Origin of the sequence: Paenibacillus sp. FSL R10-2788 (assembly GCF_038003885.1) — a bacterium.
In the GTDB taxonomy this organism is placed as follows: Bacteria; Bacillota; Bacilli; order Paenibacillales; family Paenibacillaceae; genus Paenibacillus_AQ; species Paenibacillus_AQ odorifer.
In genome coordinates, this window is record NZ_JBBOQA010000001.1 from 4,575,373 (window position 1) to 4,592,141 (window position 16,769).

Below are 16,769 nucleotides of genomic sequence, written 5' to 3' on the forward strand. Positions count from 1 at the left end.
TTCATTTCTCCTCTCATTTCTGTCTTCCGTCCATAATCCGGCTCAACCATCCGCTGGTGGCTTGCATGAATTGTTCGCTATAAGATGGCGCATTATCTTTCTTAGGGACAACAAGCTCCATTTCACCCGTGAGTAACTTATCAAACATCCCGGAAGACATAATCAACAGCGTTAATGAAGCAGCAACGGCATAATGAAAGATTGTTTTTTCATACCAGCGATAACGCCGTGATCCTTCTTCTTGCCCCGCTACTTCTTCTATGACTACTGAAGATCTCACTGTAACCACCCAATCTCCCATAACTCTCTCTGTAAAAGCAGACGAATTCTCCAATGAAGGCAGATCCTCCTTTAGCTCATCCAGCATCTCCATGTACGAAACAAATGTGTCTTCATCCTTGAGCAGCAACTGTTCCCATTCATCTCGCTCTATACTATCTTCTTGCCCTTCAAGATAAGCTTTTGCCTGCTCGCGGCGAATTAGGTTTTCTCCACTCTTCATCATAGCCATTCGTCCTCCTTCCAATGTTTTCGCATCCATTGTCTCGCCCTATATAGTCTGGACTCCACCGTCTTCAGAGTAATTTCATTTTCAGCAGCAATTTGCTCATATTTTTTATTTTCCAGATAATAAGCCACCATAATTTCCCGATGACCCTCCGGTAAATTGTTGATCTCACCCGACAGACGATTCATCCGGTCACGACGGACAACAGTGGCTAGTACATCCTCCTCATTAGAAGGTGTCTGGCTCAGCACAAGCTCATAGTCAACAGGCAACTCTCGTAGCCGATCACGTTTACGTTTGGCATCAATAGCCTTATTTAAGGCGATCCGTGTAATCCATGATTTTAAGCCTTGATAACGGTAGTCAGGGAGAGATTTATACATCTGAAGAAAAGCTTCCTGAGCAGCGTCTTCAGCCCCTTTGGCTTCACGTAATACAGAATAGGTGATTTTGTATATATGCTGACTGTATGTATTTACAAACTGGCGAAACGCATCTTCGTCTCCTTGGCAAATCCGCTTGATTAATAGCTCTTCCTCAATGACTCTCCCCTCCTTCCCACAATAATAGACGCTGAGATCTTCGCCTACCCCTGCACTTATCTAAAAAAATAAAAAAAGAACCGTACAGACTCTAGCAATAGCTAAAGCAATACGGTTCTCTCCTAAACGATCTATCTTCCACCATTGCGGAATTTTTGTGTATACGTCTTAACATCCTGAGCGTTCTTGACCCGGTTACGGGCCCATTCCAGCAATATCCGGTCGATATAACGAAAATGAACCTTCCCCGCAAATACGGATTCCTTGAGTGCTAATAGAATCAGCTCTTCAGGATATCGGTCTTGATCCACCCAGCTGGAAATCGTCTCACATTCCATTGGAGACAGCGGGCGCCCGAATTCCTTCTCGAAAATACTGAATAGATTCCGGCTCTCCTCTTTATCTCCAAGTGAAGAAGGAGATGTGGGGGGAGTTCCGAATCCTCCACCTGACGCAGCAGCCCGGGGAGCTGATGTTCCATATGCTCCCTTGTCCTTATCTTGCTCATTTTCTTGTACAGCTGTCGCAAGATAAGCACCTAGCTTTCCATATAGCCCTGAGAAATTGTAGCGTTCATAATGGATATCTCTTAGCTCATCGTTGTCTCCATCGATGCTAATGAAACCTTCCTTCATGAGCTTCTGCAATTCTCCGGCTAGAACGGAAATGCTACGACCAGTTACAACCTGAAGCTCCTCCAGAGAAGGGAACTCAATCCCTTCTACTTGCCTGAAGGAGAGCAGATGAATCAGCAGCATGGCTTCACTTCCGCTTAAATTCAGCTTCCGGTAATACTTCAGTAAAGCGTAAGGTATGACGGCCATTCCGTTCTCCAGACCGAAGGAGACGCCTTCGCTCCAGGTACTCCATGTCTTGCCGTCCATGTGCTTCCCCCTTTGTTCAAATCCTAAGAACTTATGGGTAGAGGCGGTACAGTGTACGTGGGAATGGAATAGTCTCACGTACATGGTCAAGACCACAGATCCAAGCTACAGTACGCTCAAGCCCAAGTCCAAAACCGGAGTGAGGTACAGATCCGTAAGTACGCAGATCCATGTACCATTTATAAGAATCCATCGAAAGATTGTGCTCTTTATAACGCTCTTCAAGCAGTGCAGGATCATCGATCCGCTGTGAACCCCCAATAATCTCTCCATAACCTTCAGGAGCGATCATATCAGCACACAGTACGACTTCAGGACGATTTGGATCCGGCTTCATGTAGAACGCTTTGAATGAAGCAGGATAATGAGTAATAAATACAGGTTTATCGTATGCTTCAGCGATTGCTGTTTCATGAGGTGCACCGAAATCATCACCCCAAGCAATATCTTCAAAGCCTTTATCATTCAAGAACTTGATCGCATCGTCATAAGTAATGCGTGGGAATGGTGCTTTGATATTCTCCAGCTTGGAAATATCGCGGCCTACCGCTTCCAACTCCGCACGGCAATTCTTCAATACGGATTGCACTACGAAGCTAATAAACTCTTCCTGAACCTTCAAGCTTTCTTCATGATCTGTGAAGGCCATTTCCGGCTCGATCATCCAGAACTCGATCAAGTGGCGACGAGTCTTAGATTTCTCCGCACGGAAGGTTGGTCCAAAGGAATATACACGGCCCAGTGCCATAGCTGCAGCTTCCATGTATAACTGTCCGCTTTGGGTCAGGTAAGCATCCTCATCGAAGTATTTCGTGTGGAACAAGTTAGTAGTTCCCTCTGCTGACGTTGGCGTCAGAATCGGAGGATCCACCTTTGTAAATCCGCTCTCGTTGAAGAACTGTTGAATTGCCCGGATAATCTCCGCACGAATAACCAGAACAGCCCGCTGCTTCGAGGCACGGAGCCAGAGGTGACGGTGATCCATCAAGAAATCAACGCCATGCTCTTTCGGAGTAATTGGATAATTCTCTGTAAGGTGCAGAAGTTCAATTCCGGTAACAGTCATTTCAAAACCGGATTGACTGCGAGGCTCCTCACGAATAATACCAGTCACATACAATGAGCTTTCCTGCGTGAGGCTCTTAGCTGCGTCCCATACCTCTTCAGGCACTTCTGATTTCACTACAACTCCCTGAATATAACCTGTACCATCGCGAAGCTGCAGGAACTGAATTTTACCACTGGAGCGCTTGTTGTTTACCCAACAACCGATAACAACACTTTCTCCAACATGTTCATTCACGTTCTTGATTACACTCTTGTTAGCCATGCCTTCAATCTCTCCTCTAATTTAGCCGTTAATTCCTTGCACAATACGGTTTGTATCACGTGCGATGACAAGTTCTTCGTTAGTCGGAACTACAAGCACCTGCACTTTGGAATCTACCGTAGAGATACGACGCGGGTCGCCGGAGCGAACTTTGTTAGCTTCAACATCCAACTCAATACCCAGGAACGTAAGGTTATTTAGCAGTTTCTCACGTAGCAATGAAGCATTTTCACCAACACCAGCAGTGAATACGATAGCATCTACACCGTTCATAGCAGCCGCATAAGAACCGATATACTTGCGCAAGCGGTACTCATACATTTCAAAAGCTAGCGTGGAATTAGGCTCACCTTTTTCCATACCCTCAATAATATCACGCATATCACTGCTTACGCCCGAAATTGCTAGGAGTCCACTATGTTTGTTCAACATGGAGTTAACTTCTCCTACGGACAATTCTTCCTTATTCATCACGTAAGGAACAATTGCTGGATCAAGATCACCACTGCGAGTCCCCATCATCAAACCTTCCAGAGGAGTCATACCCATGGAAGTATCCACAGACACTCCATCTTGAACTGCAGTTACGCTACCTCCGTTACCGATATGACAAGTAATGATCTTCAGATCTTCCAACGGACGCTCCAAGTACTCCGCAGCAGCTTTGCTTACGAAGTCGTGTGATGTACCGTGTGCGCCATACCGACGAACTTTATATTTATTGTACAGTACTCTAGGAATCGCGTACATATAAGCTTTTTCAGGCATTGTTTGGTGGAATGCAGTATCGAATACAACAACCTGCGGTACACCCGGCATATTTACTTCAGAAGCCGTAATCCCCATCATTGCTGCTGGGTTATGCAGTGGTGCAAGGTCAAACAATTGACGAATTTTAGTCTTGGCATCAGCGTCCACAAGTGCGGAAGCTTTGAAGAATTCACCACCATGTACTACACGGTGACCCACAGCATTGATTTCTTTAATGGATTCAATAACGCCATGCTCTTTATCCGTTAGGCAAGCTAGAACTTTACGAATCGCTGTGTTATGCTCCAAAATTTCACTTACTTCTGTTACTTCAGCTTTACCAGTAGGTTTATGGTTCAGAATGGAGGAATCCATCCCGATACGTTCCACCAAACCTTTAGCCAAAACGGATTCATCAGCCATATTGTACAATTGATATTTTAAAGAAGAACTACCGGAGTTAATTACTAGAATATTCATATACGGTCACCATCCTTGTCGTACTGGAAGAAGCCTTCGCCTGATTTCATACCCAATTGTCCTGCACGCACCATCTTCTTAAGGATCGTGGAAGGACGATATTTCAGCTCACCATATTCACGGAACATATTTTCAAGTGCAGCAAGAACCGAATCCAGACCGAATCTGTCAGCCATTTCAAGCGGTCCATATTGGAATTGATAACCAATACGCATAGCATCGTCAATATCCTGTGCGGAGGCAACGCCTTCTTGCAGCACGTGCATAGCTTCATTGATAAACAAGCAAATGAGGCGTGATGTTACAAATCCTGGGGATTCATAAATCATTACACCTTTTTTCTCAACAATTTCATCAACAAAGGATTTTGTATCTTCAAAAGTAGCATCTGAAGTTTTCAGACCGCGTACAATTTCAACAAGATCCACTTTAGCTACAGGGTATATGAAATGCATTCCGATCACGCGTTCCGGATACATTGTAGAACTTGCAAGTTCAGTCAAGCTAAGTGTTGACGTATTGCTGGCAAGAATAATGTGGTTTGGACATACTTGATCCAGTTGATTTAATATTTTTTTCTTTTCTTCTAAATCCTCAACGATTGTTTCGATAACCATGTCACAAGAGCTCAGCTCTGCGAAATGTGTCACTTTTTGAATGCGGCTAAGAATCAGCTTCTTCTCAGCTTGAGTGATCGCCCATTTCTCCAGTTGCTTATCTAGACTTGTCTCGATCATTTCGTAGGAGTAGTCCAGTTTCTCAGGGGTTTTCTCCACCAGCAATACATCCAGGCCCTTGGCTGCCAGCATTTCGGCAATCCCTTGTCCCATTGTGCCACCGCCGATGACACCAATTTTCTTGAAATTCATAAAAAAGTCTCCATCCTTTCAGGTATCTATACTTTTGTATTGTACCTTGTCTGTCGCAAAAATTTATAAAGCCCGACATATAATGATATCTTAGCATGCCTGAAAAGTAAAAAAAAATAACCAGCATAAATATTTATGCTGGTAAACGCACGCTGTCACGAAATTGACATCGAAATTGCTCTCCAGAGAGCACTTCTTCCTTCATTAAAATGTCAAGGGAGTAATCAAATACATTTCGTTGCTTTTCAAGGTGGTCGTGAGTACGCACCATCAATTCATCCAATATTTTACTGTTTTCCTTCATAAGCTCTTCGGTGGTAACCATTTCCAGCTTGGCGATACCCAACGAAGTTAATCCGGATTTCATCATGGTTTCGACAATATTCAGGGCTTGATCAAAATCGCCACGCGAACCAGTGCTTCGTCCGCCATAATACATTTCTTCTGCAGCCGCTCCACCAAGTGCGATCATAATCTGATCTTCGAGATAATCTTTGGTGTACAAATACTGCTCTTGCTGAGGATTGTGACGTACATAACCAAGGGCTTGCCCCCGCGGAGTCAGCGTAACCTGACTAACACTTCCCGGACGCAGCAGCTCTGCCATAATGGCATGTCCCAATTCGTGGATCGCCACCCGTTTTTTCTCTTCGTGGTTAGTTTCTCTGTCCGTTTTTTCCCCCATCATAACCTTGTCAATCGCCATCGACAGATGCCGCTGCTCAACCTCTGTCAATTCCTCACGCATCATATAAATTGCTGCCTCATTCATAACACTTTCGAGCTGAGCACCGGAAAAACCATAGGCTTCTTCGGAAATTTTGTCGAGGTTCACATTTACATGAAGCGGCTTATTTTTGGCATGCAATTCGAGAATCGATTTACGGCCTTTTTTATCAGGCATGTCGACTTGAATATGACGGTCAAACCGTCCAGGACGCAGCAATGCTGAATCAAGCATTTCTTTACGGTTAGTGGCTGCTACCAGCAGAATGCGCGGCGTTTCGTTGTTATAGATCCCGTCCATCTCGGTCAACAGCTGATTCAAGGTCTGATCATATTCTCGCTGCTGTCCGCCTTCACGCTTACCGCCAATTACGTCAATTTCATCTATGAAAATAATAGCGCTTTGCTTGTTTTCCTTAAGGGCGCGGGTACGGGCATCCTTAAACAAATCGCGAATACGGCCGGCACCGACACCTACGTACATTTCTACAAACTCACTGCCTGATGCTGCCACAAATACAGAGTTCGTATAATGTGCTGCTGCTCTAGCCATAAGGGTCTTACCTGTTCCTGGAGGGCCTGTAAGCAGAATCCCTTTCAAAGGCCGAATCCCGAATTTGCTGATTTCCTCATGCCGGATCAGAAAATCCAACGCTTCACGAAGCTCCTGCTTTGCATTGTCTTGCCCGCCAATTTCTTCAAAAGTAAGCTTTGAAGGTCCATCCTTCTTGCGTTTCTTCCCGGCACCTGCATTTACCGCAAGTCCGCCTCTTAAATGAGCAATGATAAGTAAAGCCGTGAGCATCCCAGCAGCAATTACAATCGGGAATATATTAATGCCTAGAAAAGCCATAAAAATAAACAAGACAGGAACAAATCCGATTAGAATTTCTTTAAGGTATTTAGGCATTATTCCATACCCCCAATGTCGCAGGTTTGCGCGGCAAAATAATAAATTTGCTTTCTTTTCCATTACTTAAGCTTACATAGACATTATTGTCGTCAATTTCTGTTGAGGCTATCACATTTTTATATTGCGGATATTGCGCTTTGAGTCCATCAAGTTCTGTGGGTATAAGTGTATATTTACGGCTCTCCATGGCTTCAGCTACAGAGAACATCGCTTTATCCCAGTATTCATCCAGCAGTTCACTGGAGTTCTGTTCTACATCAAGTTTCAGTGTACGTCCATCAATCATCGATTTTCCTTCTTTAGAGACGTACTGAACCAGTTCACGTAATTTCGTGCCTGGCTGGAGATCAAGTTTCAAAGTGACCTCATTGCGGTTAATACTGATATGAGAATCATTGACGCCCTCATATTGAGATACAATCTTCTGAAGTGGTTCCTGCATTGCAAACTGACGATACAAAAAGAAGCCACCAAACAATAGAGTAGCCGACAGTAGAGACGTTATCAGCACAGGTACAAGACGTAATTTCAAGAAACGTCCTCCTCTCAAAGATGACAAAATATAAAGCTCAGTATAATAATTTATAGCTACTTGAGAGCTCATCAGAGAGACTGAAGTCTCTTATTGCTGTTCTAATTACAAGTAGTAGTATATCACAGGTGTATATACTAATTTCAAAATAAATGTGAATATATTTAAAATTTAATTTTTTAAATATTTCCATCAATACCAAATATATTCCTCGTTTTCGACAAAATCGGCCTTGATTTTTAATCAATCGGCCTATTTTTGTATGTGAATTTAAGAGAATATTCGGTGATAACCACCCATTCAGTATATCACTTAGTATATCACTTTTGTACATCAAATAAATGTAAACAAGCGAACTTATAATAAGTTCGCTTGTTTACATTGCCACCCTTAATTTCCTTATGTTCGGCTTAACTTTTAGGTAAACTGTAACCTTCACCCATTCGGGACCCATCCGAAAACCGATAAAATTGATAATAATACCGACCGCTCTGTTTATAAAAAAGCTGCCAAGCATACTCTCCGTTATATACTCCCGGCAGCAAGCGTTCAATCGTTATGTCCGGAAGATCAGCTTTGATAATGCCGCGTATTTGGGCTTCTGAGGTTCCTTTACTTAGTTCCTCAGCAAACACTGCGTCGTCGCCTTCAGCAAATTTTCCATCTACCGTAAAGCGGACCCAGACCATAAGAGCAGTCCCGGCTTCATTTTTTCCTGTTAAAACCCAGTACACTGCATTTTCATCCCAAACCGATTTTTGTGCTTTGGTTACCTCTGTTAGACCCGCTCTGGTTTTGGCAACATCCTTGGCGATATCCCGCTCGTTCCATTGATCTTTCATAATATAGGCATAGAACTGGATAAGTCCAAACCCCAGGAGCAGAATCAGAACTGACCCCAGGAGGATCCATTTTTTCCTTTTCTTCAAGGTACAGCTCCCTTTCTAGTAATATATCTTTTTTGATTATATAACACACCCGCGTGTTTATCCAAAATTTCATAATTTTCTAGCTTTCCCAGCCTTAAAATGTACAAAAGGCCGCAACTTTTGCTAAAAGCAAAAAGTCGCAGCCTATTATTTATTCGTTATTCTCCAGACTTAACGCTTCAATAAACCTTCGAAGGCTTCTTGCGCTTTACGCCGGATAGCTTCCTCATCCAGGGTTAAGCATTGTCCATGCTTGATGACCTGTTTACCATTCACCCACACATGCTCAACATCCTTAGCGCTAGCAGAGTAAACTGCATGAGACAACAGATCTGTGTGTGGCAGCAAATGCGGCTGATCTATATCAATTGCAATGAAATCAGCTTTCATCCCAACAGCAAGTCTACCTACATTATTTAAAAAGATGGACTGGGCGCCATATTCTGTAGCCATACGTAGAGCTTCTGGAGCTGGAACAGCCGTTGGATCACCGCTGACACCCTTATGAATGAGAGCTGCAAGCCGCATCTCTTCAAACATATCCAAGTTATTGTTGCTTGCCGCGCCATCCGTGCCAAGAGACACCTTCACACCAGCTTTTAGAAGATCAGTAACCCGAGCCACTCCGCTAGCCAGCTTCAAATTACTGCCCGGATTATGAGAGACACCCACATTATGGCGAGCCAAGATCTCAATCTCTTCATCATTTAAATGAACACCATGTGCAACTATCGAGGGACGTGTGAACATTCCAAGCTTCTCTAAGTGAGCTACAGGACGCAACCCGTAATCCGCCACATTTTGTTCCACTTCACGTTTCGTTTCGGACATATGCGTATGCATCGGTAAATCCAGATCATGCGCTGCCTGCACGAACTTAACCAGGAAGTCCGGAGGGCAAGTATAAGGGGCGTGCGGCGAGATCATAGTAGTAATTCTACCGTCAGCCTTTCCATGCCAGTTACGGGCAAAAGAAATCGCTTCCGCAAGCTTGTGATTCTGTACATCCTCTGGACATAACCCAATCACACCACGCATCAATACGGAACGGATACCTGATAACTCAGCTACCTCAGCTACTCGGTCCATATGATCATACATATCGAGGAAGGTCGTAGTTCCACCCTTCAGCATTTCCAATACAGATAAGGAGGTTCCCCAGTATACATCATCACCGGTGAACTTTTCCTCCATCGGCCACATCTTCTCCTGAAGCCACACTTGTAGCGCTAAATCATCTCCATATCCACGCAGCAAAGACATCGCCGCATGACCATGTGTGTTTACAAGTCCAGGCATGAACAGCAGACGGCTGCCATCAACCACTTGCACTCCAGCTTCCATCTGAGGCTCTTCTTTTCCTATGTAAGTGATTAAATCATCTTCAATAGTCATATATCCACTCAGAACCGGCTCATCCGTTCCCGGAGTCAGAAAATACCCGCCCTTAATTATCGTTTTATTGTTGTTCATGTTCGCTTTCTTCCTTTCCATCCCGCAAGTAATACGCAAGACTTTGCAGATCAGTTGTAAAATCAGCTGCATGCACCCGGATATTCGGTGGTGTCTTCAGAATCACAGGGGCAAAGTTCAAAATTGCTTCAATCCCAGAAGAAATGAGAATATCTGCTACATTTTGAGCTTCTGAATCAGGTACGGTAATAATGGCAATGCGAATACCTTGCTCACGAATCGTGCTGCCTAGTTCATCCATTGGTTGCACAGTAAGGGAGTTGATCTTACGTCCAACCTTAGGAGCGTACGAATCAAATATAGCGGTGATTTTCATAGTATCTTTGAGATATGCATTGTAATTAGACAAGGCATGTCCGAGATTACCTGCTCCAACTAAAGCTACATTAAGCTGTTGATCCAGCTTCAGGATATGACGGATTTTCTCAATAAGATACGTTACATCATAGCCGATACCTTTTCTGCCGAAGTCACCAAAATACGCTAAATCCTTACGAATCTGTGCGGGATTAAGATCAAGCTTTTGTCCAAGTTCCTGAGAGGAAACTGTTAATATTTCGCGATTCTGGAGATCATTCAAAAAACGCAAATACACAGGTAGTCTGCGAACAACGGCTTCTGATATTTTATCCGATTTCATATTTTTCCTCCTAAAAATAGTAATGTTCTTGTGAAAATCCATATTCAAACGTATACCTCTCCTTATTAAGGGCGGTACTGTAACTTACCGCCCTTAAGGATAAGGAGGAGCTAAACTGAAGACGAGCATTTTAAGAAGCGCCGCCATCCTCTAGCCATTCCGCTATGCGGGGGACCATTTGATCAGTCAGCATATGCTCCATTTTGGGACCAGGCAATGAATAAAGGAAATACTTCCCGTAATGAGATTCAATAACCCTTGTATCATAAACAATAACTATTCCGCGATCCTGCGCCGTGCGAACCAGTCTTCCGAATCCCTGCTTAAAGCGAATAACCGCTTGAGGAACAGACAATTTCATGAACGGATTCTTCTTCTGAGCCTGCAATAACTCCGACTTCGCTTCCGCCAACGGGTGATTCGGCGGTTGAAACGGAAGTCTCACGATGGCCAGGCAAGTCAGTGCTTCACCTGGAATATCTACACCTTCCCAGAAGCTGCTCGTCCCCAGCAGAACGGATGCTGCACTGTCCTGAAAGCGGCGGATCAGCTTGCTCCGGCTGCCACCTTCCACGCCTTGACCAAGCACCGTAATCTCTTGTGAGGCCAAAGCCTCTTTAAGCGGATCATATACCTGACGCAGCATTTTATAAGAAGTAAACAGAACCAGCATCCGCCCACGTGTTGTTTTGGCAGCTTCTGCTAACGACTGTACGAGTGTATCGACAAATCGAGCATCGCCCACACTGCCCTTCACACTAGGAAAATCACGCGGTATAACTAGAAGCGCCTGCTCGCGATACTTAAAGGGAGAAGGAAGGAGTGAGGTCATTAGACGTCCCTCTTCCGCAGCTTCGTTAAGTCCGAGATTATCAATCATAAACTGAAAAGATTTATCTACAGACAGCGTCGCCGAGGTAAGCACGATGCTTTTTTTCTTATCGAAGAACAACTCTTTAAGCTGGCTGCTAACATCCACAGGGACGGCATACATCTGCAGTGATTTGCTGCGGTAATTTCCATTTGCCTCCAGCCAATATACTACATTATCGTCATTCAGCCCCATAAAGAATCTTACTTGCTCACGTATGGAAGCCAAATCCTTAAATAAACCGCTAATATCAGTAACAAGACTGTCTGCTGAGGATTGGCTTTCCTGGTCACGCATCTCATTAAGCATTTTATCACCCTTACGGATGATGTCGCTTAACGTCAGATTCATAGTGTTCTCAAGCGCAACTAATTCATCCCAATCCTTCGGCTTACGGGCGGGAAGCAAACGCATAACCAGTTGTCCCGCTTCCCCTGCTGCTGCATCACTGCGTTCCGGCAAAAGGCTGAACAGCTTGTCGCTGAGTGCATCCCAGGTTTCTTTGACAGTAAGCAGATCCGGGTAGATCCGATCGATGACTCCGCTCCATTCTGAAGCCTCTTCACTGCCTGACGACTGTAAGATCTGGCGCAGAGCAGGAAGCTGTCCGTTTCGGCTATCTTTATACAGTCGCGATAACGTGTGTGCCACAGTGAAATGCTTCATATGCATGCCAAGATGTTTACCAGCCACATCTTCTAAATGATGTGCTTCATCAATTACAAGATGCTCGTAAGCTGGAAGCAGCTGGTGCCCAGCTTTAACATCTGCGAATAGCTTGGAGTGGTTCGTAATGACCACGTCAGCAATCCCAGCTTCATGCTTGGCCCTATGATAATAGCATTTGCGGAACCAAGGACAGGAACGTCCCAGACAGGAATCGGTATCGCTTGCCACCGTCTCCCAGAAATCACCGCCCCGGCCGCTTAAATTCAGCTCTTCATCATCCCCTGATTCACTTTGAGTGAGCCATACGATCATCTGAGCTGCAGTAAGCGCATCTTCCCTTGGGCTTATAAAGTCCTTTTTATTAATTTTATGCTCAAACTTACGCAGACACAAATAATGTCCTCTTCCCTTAAAAATAGCAGCTTTAAACGGAAAAGGAACTACCTGCGTTAACAAAGGGATATCCCGCTCGCGCAATTGGTCCTGCAGATTAATGGTATGAGTGCTGACCATGACTTTTTCATTGGTGCGAACGCTTTGATAAATGGCAGGCAACAAATAACCGAGCGATTTACCGGTTCCTGTGCCCGCTTCGATCAGTAGGTGTTTGTCTTCGGCAAGTGCCGTCATCACCTCATTGATCATAATATCCTGAGCTTCCCGGCTTTCATACTGCGGTAATGTGTCTTTAAGTCGTTTGGTTACTTCGTCCATATAATCAGTAAAAGATAAATTCGCTAGCGGATTCTCTACATGCTCATCTCTAGGTGGCGCTAACTCCGTCCAGTCTCCTACTGCAAGCGCTAATTGACGATAGAAAGTCAGATCACCTTCGGGCTGTAGCGTCTCCGCTTCCCGCTCTCGCAGCAGACCATCAAAGTACCAGCCCAGATCACTATCCTCTTCGGTAAACAGCTCACAGAGTCTCTGGATCGTAAGCAGCGGCAGCTCGTAGAGCTCCTCCAGACATTTCAACAGCACTAAAGCAGTCGCAAGTGCATCACTATCTGCCTGATGCGGACGATCATGTGTCACTCCAAAATGAGCACTGACAGAGCCTAGCTGATAAGATGTGAGCGAAGGAAAGCAAATTTTCAGAAAATCAATCGTATCCAAAATCCGCCCTTGAAATGGCAAATAACCACAACGATCTAAAGCATTTTGTAAAAAATGGAAGTCGAAAGCGACATTATGCCCTACAAGCACAACATCATCCAAGAGCGGAACAAGCTCCATCATCATCTCATCCAGCTCAGGCGCATCCTTCACATCATCATCGGTAATCCCCGTCAGACCTGTTATAAAAGGAGGAATCGGCGTTCCGGGCTTGACATAGGAACCATATACCCGGGAGATGGACCGGTCTTCTTCTATAATTGCAAGGCCAACCTGGATAATTTCACCCACGGATTGGGTTCCTGTTGTTTCAAAATCAAGCACGGCAAATTTCATTATAATTCTATTCCCTTTCAATTGAGACTCTTAATCAGCATAACAGAAGTTGCGAAAAAAGGCGATGCACACCACTGGTTCAGGGGATGCATCGCTTGAATAGAAATTTCCAAAACCGTTATTCTTTTACAAAAGGGAAACCAGCTGATTTCCAAAATGCAGCTTCCCTCCACGACGGCGGCATACCTCTAAGTTAACGTTTGGCTCCGGAAGCGCCGGGTCATGCTGCAAGGCAAGGTCAAACAATTCCTGCGCTTCATTAAAACGTTCCTGTGAGGCTCGTATGCAGCCTAAAGCATTATATACCATGGCTTTCAGCTTGGTTTCCCGTATCAAGCCCAGCATATGGCTCAGATGACTCCAAGCGGCTTCACCGTCACCTTCCTGCAGATAAGAGATGGCTAAATATAATCGAGCAGCCAAGCTATCCGGGTATTGCGCAATAACTTCTTTAAACTGATCAATACACTTTCCATACATCAGCAGCTTATAATATCCCTGACCTCTTACAAAGGAATCCATACACAGCTCTGGTGCTTCCTGTTCCGGCACTTCCTCTTCGACCACTGCTGTAAAATCCGCACTTTCGCGAAAGTGACTTAGCTTCTCAGCAAAAGCGAGCCATTCATCCATCACTTTATCGCTCAGTCTATGCAGCATATTATAATTGCATAAAAGCTCGTTCCGGCGGGCACCCTCCGCTGTAGGGTAATCTGTTACGATCTCCTGAAGCACCTTGTTCATTTCAGCAAACAAATGTTGAAACATGGGCTATCCCCCCTTACTGAAGATGAAATCAGTTCAGCTTGCCTGACTTCATTTTCTGCGAGATCGGGGTCTTTCATCCCTGCCATTCATTACATGGCGTAAGTCCATACATTAAGCGATTGTAGCATGCAATTCATGATCAGCCAGCTTCACTGGTTTGTTATTCTCATCCACGAATACCACCGTTGGCTTATGTGACTCCAGTTCTTCCGAGGACAACATCGCATACGAAATGATAATTACTGTATCGCCCGGCTGAACAAGACGAGCTGCGGCACCATTGAGACAGATCACTCCGCTTCCACGCGGTCCAGGAATTACATAGGTCTCCAGTCGCGAACCATTGTTGTTATCCACAATTTGAACTTTTTCATTCTCAAGAATGTCCGCGGCTTCCATCAAGCTCTCATCAATGGTAATACTGCCCACATAGTTCAAATTCGCTTCCGTTACTGTTGCGCGGTGAATTTTGGATTTCATCATATGTCTAAACAAGTGCAGCAACCTCCTTTGGAATAAATACATTATTATCAATCAAGCGTGTTCTGCCAAACTTCACGGCAAGCGCTATAATAATTTCCCCATCCACTTCTGATAAAAGAGCTTCATCCTCTAATCCTTCAAGATCAGGGAATGTTAGGATCTCCGCATAATCAATCACCGCTAGAGGAGAGCTGGAAATAACCGATGTCAACAATTCCCGCACTTCAGCAACGGTTCTTACTTTTCCTTCTTCAATAGACTGACGTGCTTCACGTAAGGAACGAGATAACACCAATGCCTGACTACGCTCCTCTGGAGACAAGAATACGTTACGTGAGCTGAGCGCAAGTCCATCCCCTTCACGAACGATCGGACAAGGGATAATTTCGACATTCATATTAAGATCGGACACCATTCGGCGAAGGACAGCAACTTGTTGAGCATCCTTCAGCCCAAAGAAAGCATAATCCGGCTGTACAATATTGAAGAATTTATTAACCACTGTGGTTACACCATCAAAATGCCCAGGGCGGGAAGCCCCACATAGCCGGGTAGTAAGCTCCGATACCGAGACAGTAGTCCGAGTAGGCTGCGGATACATTTCTTCCACACTGGGGATAAATACAATATCTACTCCCTCACGTTCAGCGAGTTCCAAATCACGACGCTCGTCACGCGGATAGGAATCATAATCCTCGTTTGGCCCGAATTGCAAAGGATTCACAAAAATGCTCATTACCACTGTGTGGCTCATTTCTCCAGCCCGGCGAAGCAGACTGGCATGTCCGTCATGCAAGTATCCCATCGTAGGAACGAACCCAATCGGGGCGTGCCCGCCTTGTCTCATATACTCCAAAGCTTCGCGCAGCTGCTCAATGCTTCTGACCACTCTCATTTATTTCCCTTCCTTTCTGGCAGCGCCATATAAAGATTCCAAGACTGTTTCATCTGCATTAAAAACGTGACCTTCATCTGGGAAGGAACGTTCCTTCACTTCCTTCACATACTGGCTGATGCCCTCACGGATCACATTACCCACATCCGCATAGGTTTTGACAAAACGTTTCTCACGATAAGGTGAGGCATAACGCAGCAAATCATGGAAAACCAATACCTGTCCATCACAGTAACGGCCTGCACCAATCCCAATGGTTGGGATGCTAAGCGCTTCAGAGATTGCATGGGCTACTTCTTCCGTTACCAGCTCCAAAACGATTGCAAAAGCACCTGCTGCCTCAAGCGCCTTAGCTTCATCCATCAGGCGTTGGGCATCCTTGGCGTCTTTGCCTTGAATCCGGTAGCCACCAATCATATTCACGGATTGAGGAGTAAGCCCGATGTGTCCCAGCACAGGGACTCCCGCAGCCACAACCGTAGCTACAGTCTCACAAATCTCAAGTCCACCTTCCATTTTGACGGCATGAGCCCGCCCTTCCTGCATCAATCTGCGCACACCCCGCAGGGTTTCATCTATACTCCCGTGATACGTCATAAATGGCATATCAGCCACGATAAATGTACTTTGTGCTCCTCGAGTTACCGAGCGGGTATGGTACACCATATCTTCAATCGTTACCGGTAAAGTTGTATTGTATCCAAGGACTACATTCCCAAGAGAGTCACCAACCAAAATAAGGTCGATACCTGCTTCTTCTGCAAGAACTGCAGATGGATAATCATAAGCGGTCAGCATGCTCAGTGGCACACCTTCTGCTTTCATTTTTTTCATTTTTACAATATTTAGTGCTTGTTTGTTTGTCATTTCTCTTTTCGTCCTCCTTTTTTAAGTAACCTGCCCGTAAAAATCGCAACAAAAAAACCTTTTAGCAATCATTTGCTAAAAAGGTCCGAAGGGCAAAAAAGAGTCACTTGCGATCGTCCCTTCTGTCTCGGTCCTTACGGCTCAGAGCAGAATCCAACGTAACCGTCAAACGCAGTTATGAAGGTACT

Annotated in this window: 16 protein-coding genes; all 16 read right to left on the bottom strand. The window is 44.9% G+C overall.

The genetic code is table 11. The features are described 5' to 3' along the window. Window positions 1–13: 13 nt before the first annotated feature. The 16 genes from NSQ50_RS20320 to panB all read right to left on the bottom strand — a co-directional run bounded on the left by NSQ50_RS20320 (window position 14) and on the right by panB (window position 16,581). A complete protein-coding gene (locus NSQ50_RS20320) occupies window positions 14–511 on the bottom strand; it encodes a hypothetical protein (RefSeq protein WP_143760466.1) in 498 nt (165 codons plus the stop codon). Further along, window positions 502–1,110, bottom strand: a complete 609-nt coding sequence (locus tag NSQ50_RS20325; protein ID WP_179087738.1) for a sigma-70 family RNA polymerase sigma factor — start codon at window positions 1,108–1,110, stop codon at window positions 502–504. Before NSQ50_RS20325 ends, NSQ50_RS20320 begins: the two co-directional genes overlap by 10 nt. Before the next feature lie 71 nt (window positions 1,111–1,181). After that, window positions 1,182–1,934: a DnaD domain-containing protein gene (locus NSQ50_RS20330; protein WP_038572407.1), complete on the bottom strand. Its 753-nt coding sequence runs from the start codon at window positions 1,932–1,934 to the stop codon at window positions 1,182–1,184. Window positions 1,935–1,965: 31 nt separating this feature from the next. After that, window positions 1,966–3,264 carry an asparagine--tRNA ligase gene (gene asnS / locus NSQ50_RS20335; RefSeq protein ID WP_038572408.1) on the bottom strand — a complete coding sequence of 433 codons (1,299 nt, stop codon included), beginning with the start codon at window positions 3,262–3,264 and terminating at the stop codon, window positions 1,966–1,968. 21 nt (window positions 3,265–3,285) lie between these two features. Further along, the gene (locus NSQ50_RS20340) at window positions 3,286–4,494 is read right to left on the bottom strand and encodes an acetate/propionate family kinase (protein ID WP_036676305.1); all 1,209 of its coding nucleotides are present in this window, start codon (window positions 4,492–4,494) and stop codon (window positions 3,286–3,288) included. Beyond that, entirely contained in the window at window positions 4,491–5,363 is an 873-nt protein-coding gene (locus NSQ50_RS20345) for a 3-hydroxyacyl-CoA dehydrogenase family protein (protein WP_036676304.1), read from the bottom strand. The genes NSQ50_RS20340 and NSQ50_RS20345 overlap by 4 nt, the downstream gene beginning before the upstream one ends. Before the next feature lie 133 nt (window positions 5,364–5,496). Further along, window positions 5,497–6,999, bottom strand: coding sequence for an AAA family ATPase (locus tag NSQ50_RS20350; RefSeq protein WP_038572410.1), 1,503 nt, complete (start codon window positions 6,997–6,999; stop codon window positions 5,497–5,499). Continuing rightward, on the bottom strand, window positions 6,992–7,534 hold the full coding sequence (locus tag NSQ50_RS20355) for a hypothetical protein (RefSeq protein ID WP_036676301.1): 543 nt from the start codon (window positions 7,532–7,534) through the stop codon (window positions 6,992–6,994). Before NSQ50_RS20355 ends, NSQ50_RS20350 begins: the two co-directional genes overlap by 8 nt. Before the next feature lie 410 nt (window positions 7,535–7,944). Beyond that, window positions 7,945–8,463 (bottom strand): cell wall elongation regulator TseB-like domain-containing protein, encoded by a 519-nt coding sequence (locus NSQ50_RS20360; protein ID WP_036676299.1) that lies wholly within the window; start codon window positions 8,461–8,463, stop codon window positions 7,945–7,947. Window positions 8,464–8,634: 171 nt separating this feature from the next. Beyond that, the gene (locus tag NSQ50_RS20365; RefSeq protein WP_076127547.1) at window positions 8,635–9,936 is read right to left on the bottom strand and encodes an amidohydrolase; all 1,302 of its coding nucleotides are present in this window, start codon (window positions 9,934–9,936) and stop codon (window positions 8,635–8,637) included. Further along, window positions 9,923–10,576 (bottom strand): redox-sensing transcriptional repressor Rex, encoded by a 654-nt coding sequence (locus NSQ50_RS20370; RefSeq protein ID WP_036676294.1) that lies wholly within the window; start codon window positions 10,574–10,576, stop codon window positions 9,923–9,925. The genes NSQ50_RS20365 and NSQ50_RS20370 overlap by 14 nt, the downstream gene beginning before the upstream one ends. Before the next feature lie 130 nt (window positions 10,577–10,706). Continuing rightward, the gene (dinG, locus tag NSQ50_RS20375; RefSeq protein WP_076104447.1) at window positions 10,707–13,568 is read right to left on the bottom strand and encodes an ATP-dependent DNA helicase DinG; all 2,862 of its coding nucleotides are present in this window, start codon (window positions 13,566–13,568) and stop codon (window positions 10,707–10,709) included. A gap of 126 nt (window positions 13,569–13,694) precedes the next feature. Beyond that, window positions 13,695–14,336 carry a tetratricopeptide repeat protein gene (locus NSQ50_RS20380; RefSeq protein ID WP_076223062.1) on the bottom strand — a complete coding sequence of 214 codons (642 nt, stop codon included), beginning with the start codon at window positions 14,334–14,336 and terminating at the stop codon, window positions 13,695–13,697. 111 nt (window positions 14,337–14,447) lie between these two features. Beyond that, a complete protein-coding gene (gene panD / locus NSQ50_RS20385; RefSeq protein ID WP_036676288.1) occupies window positions 14,448–14,831 on the bottom strand; it encodes an aspartate 1-decarboxylase in 384 nt (127 codons plus the stop codon). Continuing rightward, window positions 14,824–15,714: a pantoate--beta-alanine ligase gene (gene panC / locus NSQ50_RS20390; protein WP_076223060.1), complete on the bottom strand. Its 891-nt coding sequence runs from the start codon at window positions 15,712–15,714 to the stop codon at window positions 14,824–14,826. The genes panD and panC overlap by 8 nt, the downstream gene beginning before the upstream one ends. Further along, window positions 15,715–16,581, bottom strand: a complete 867-nt coding sequence (gene panB, locus NSQ50_RS20395) for a 3-methyl-2-oxobutanoate hydroxymethyltransferase (protein ID WP_038572415.1) — start codon at window positions 16,579–16,581, stop codon at window positions 15,715–15,717. It lies immediately after the preceding gene. Window positions 16,582–16,769 lie beyond the last annotated feature (188 nt).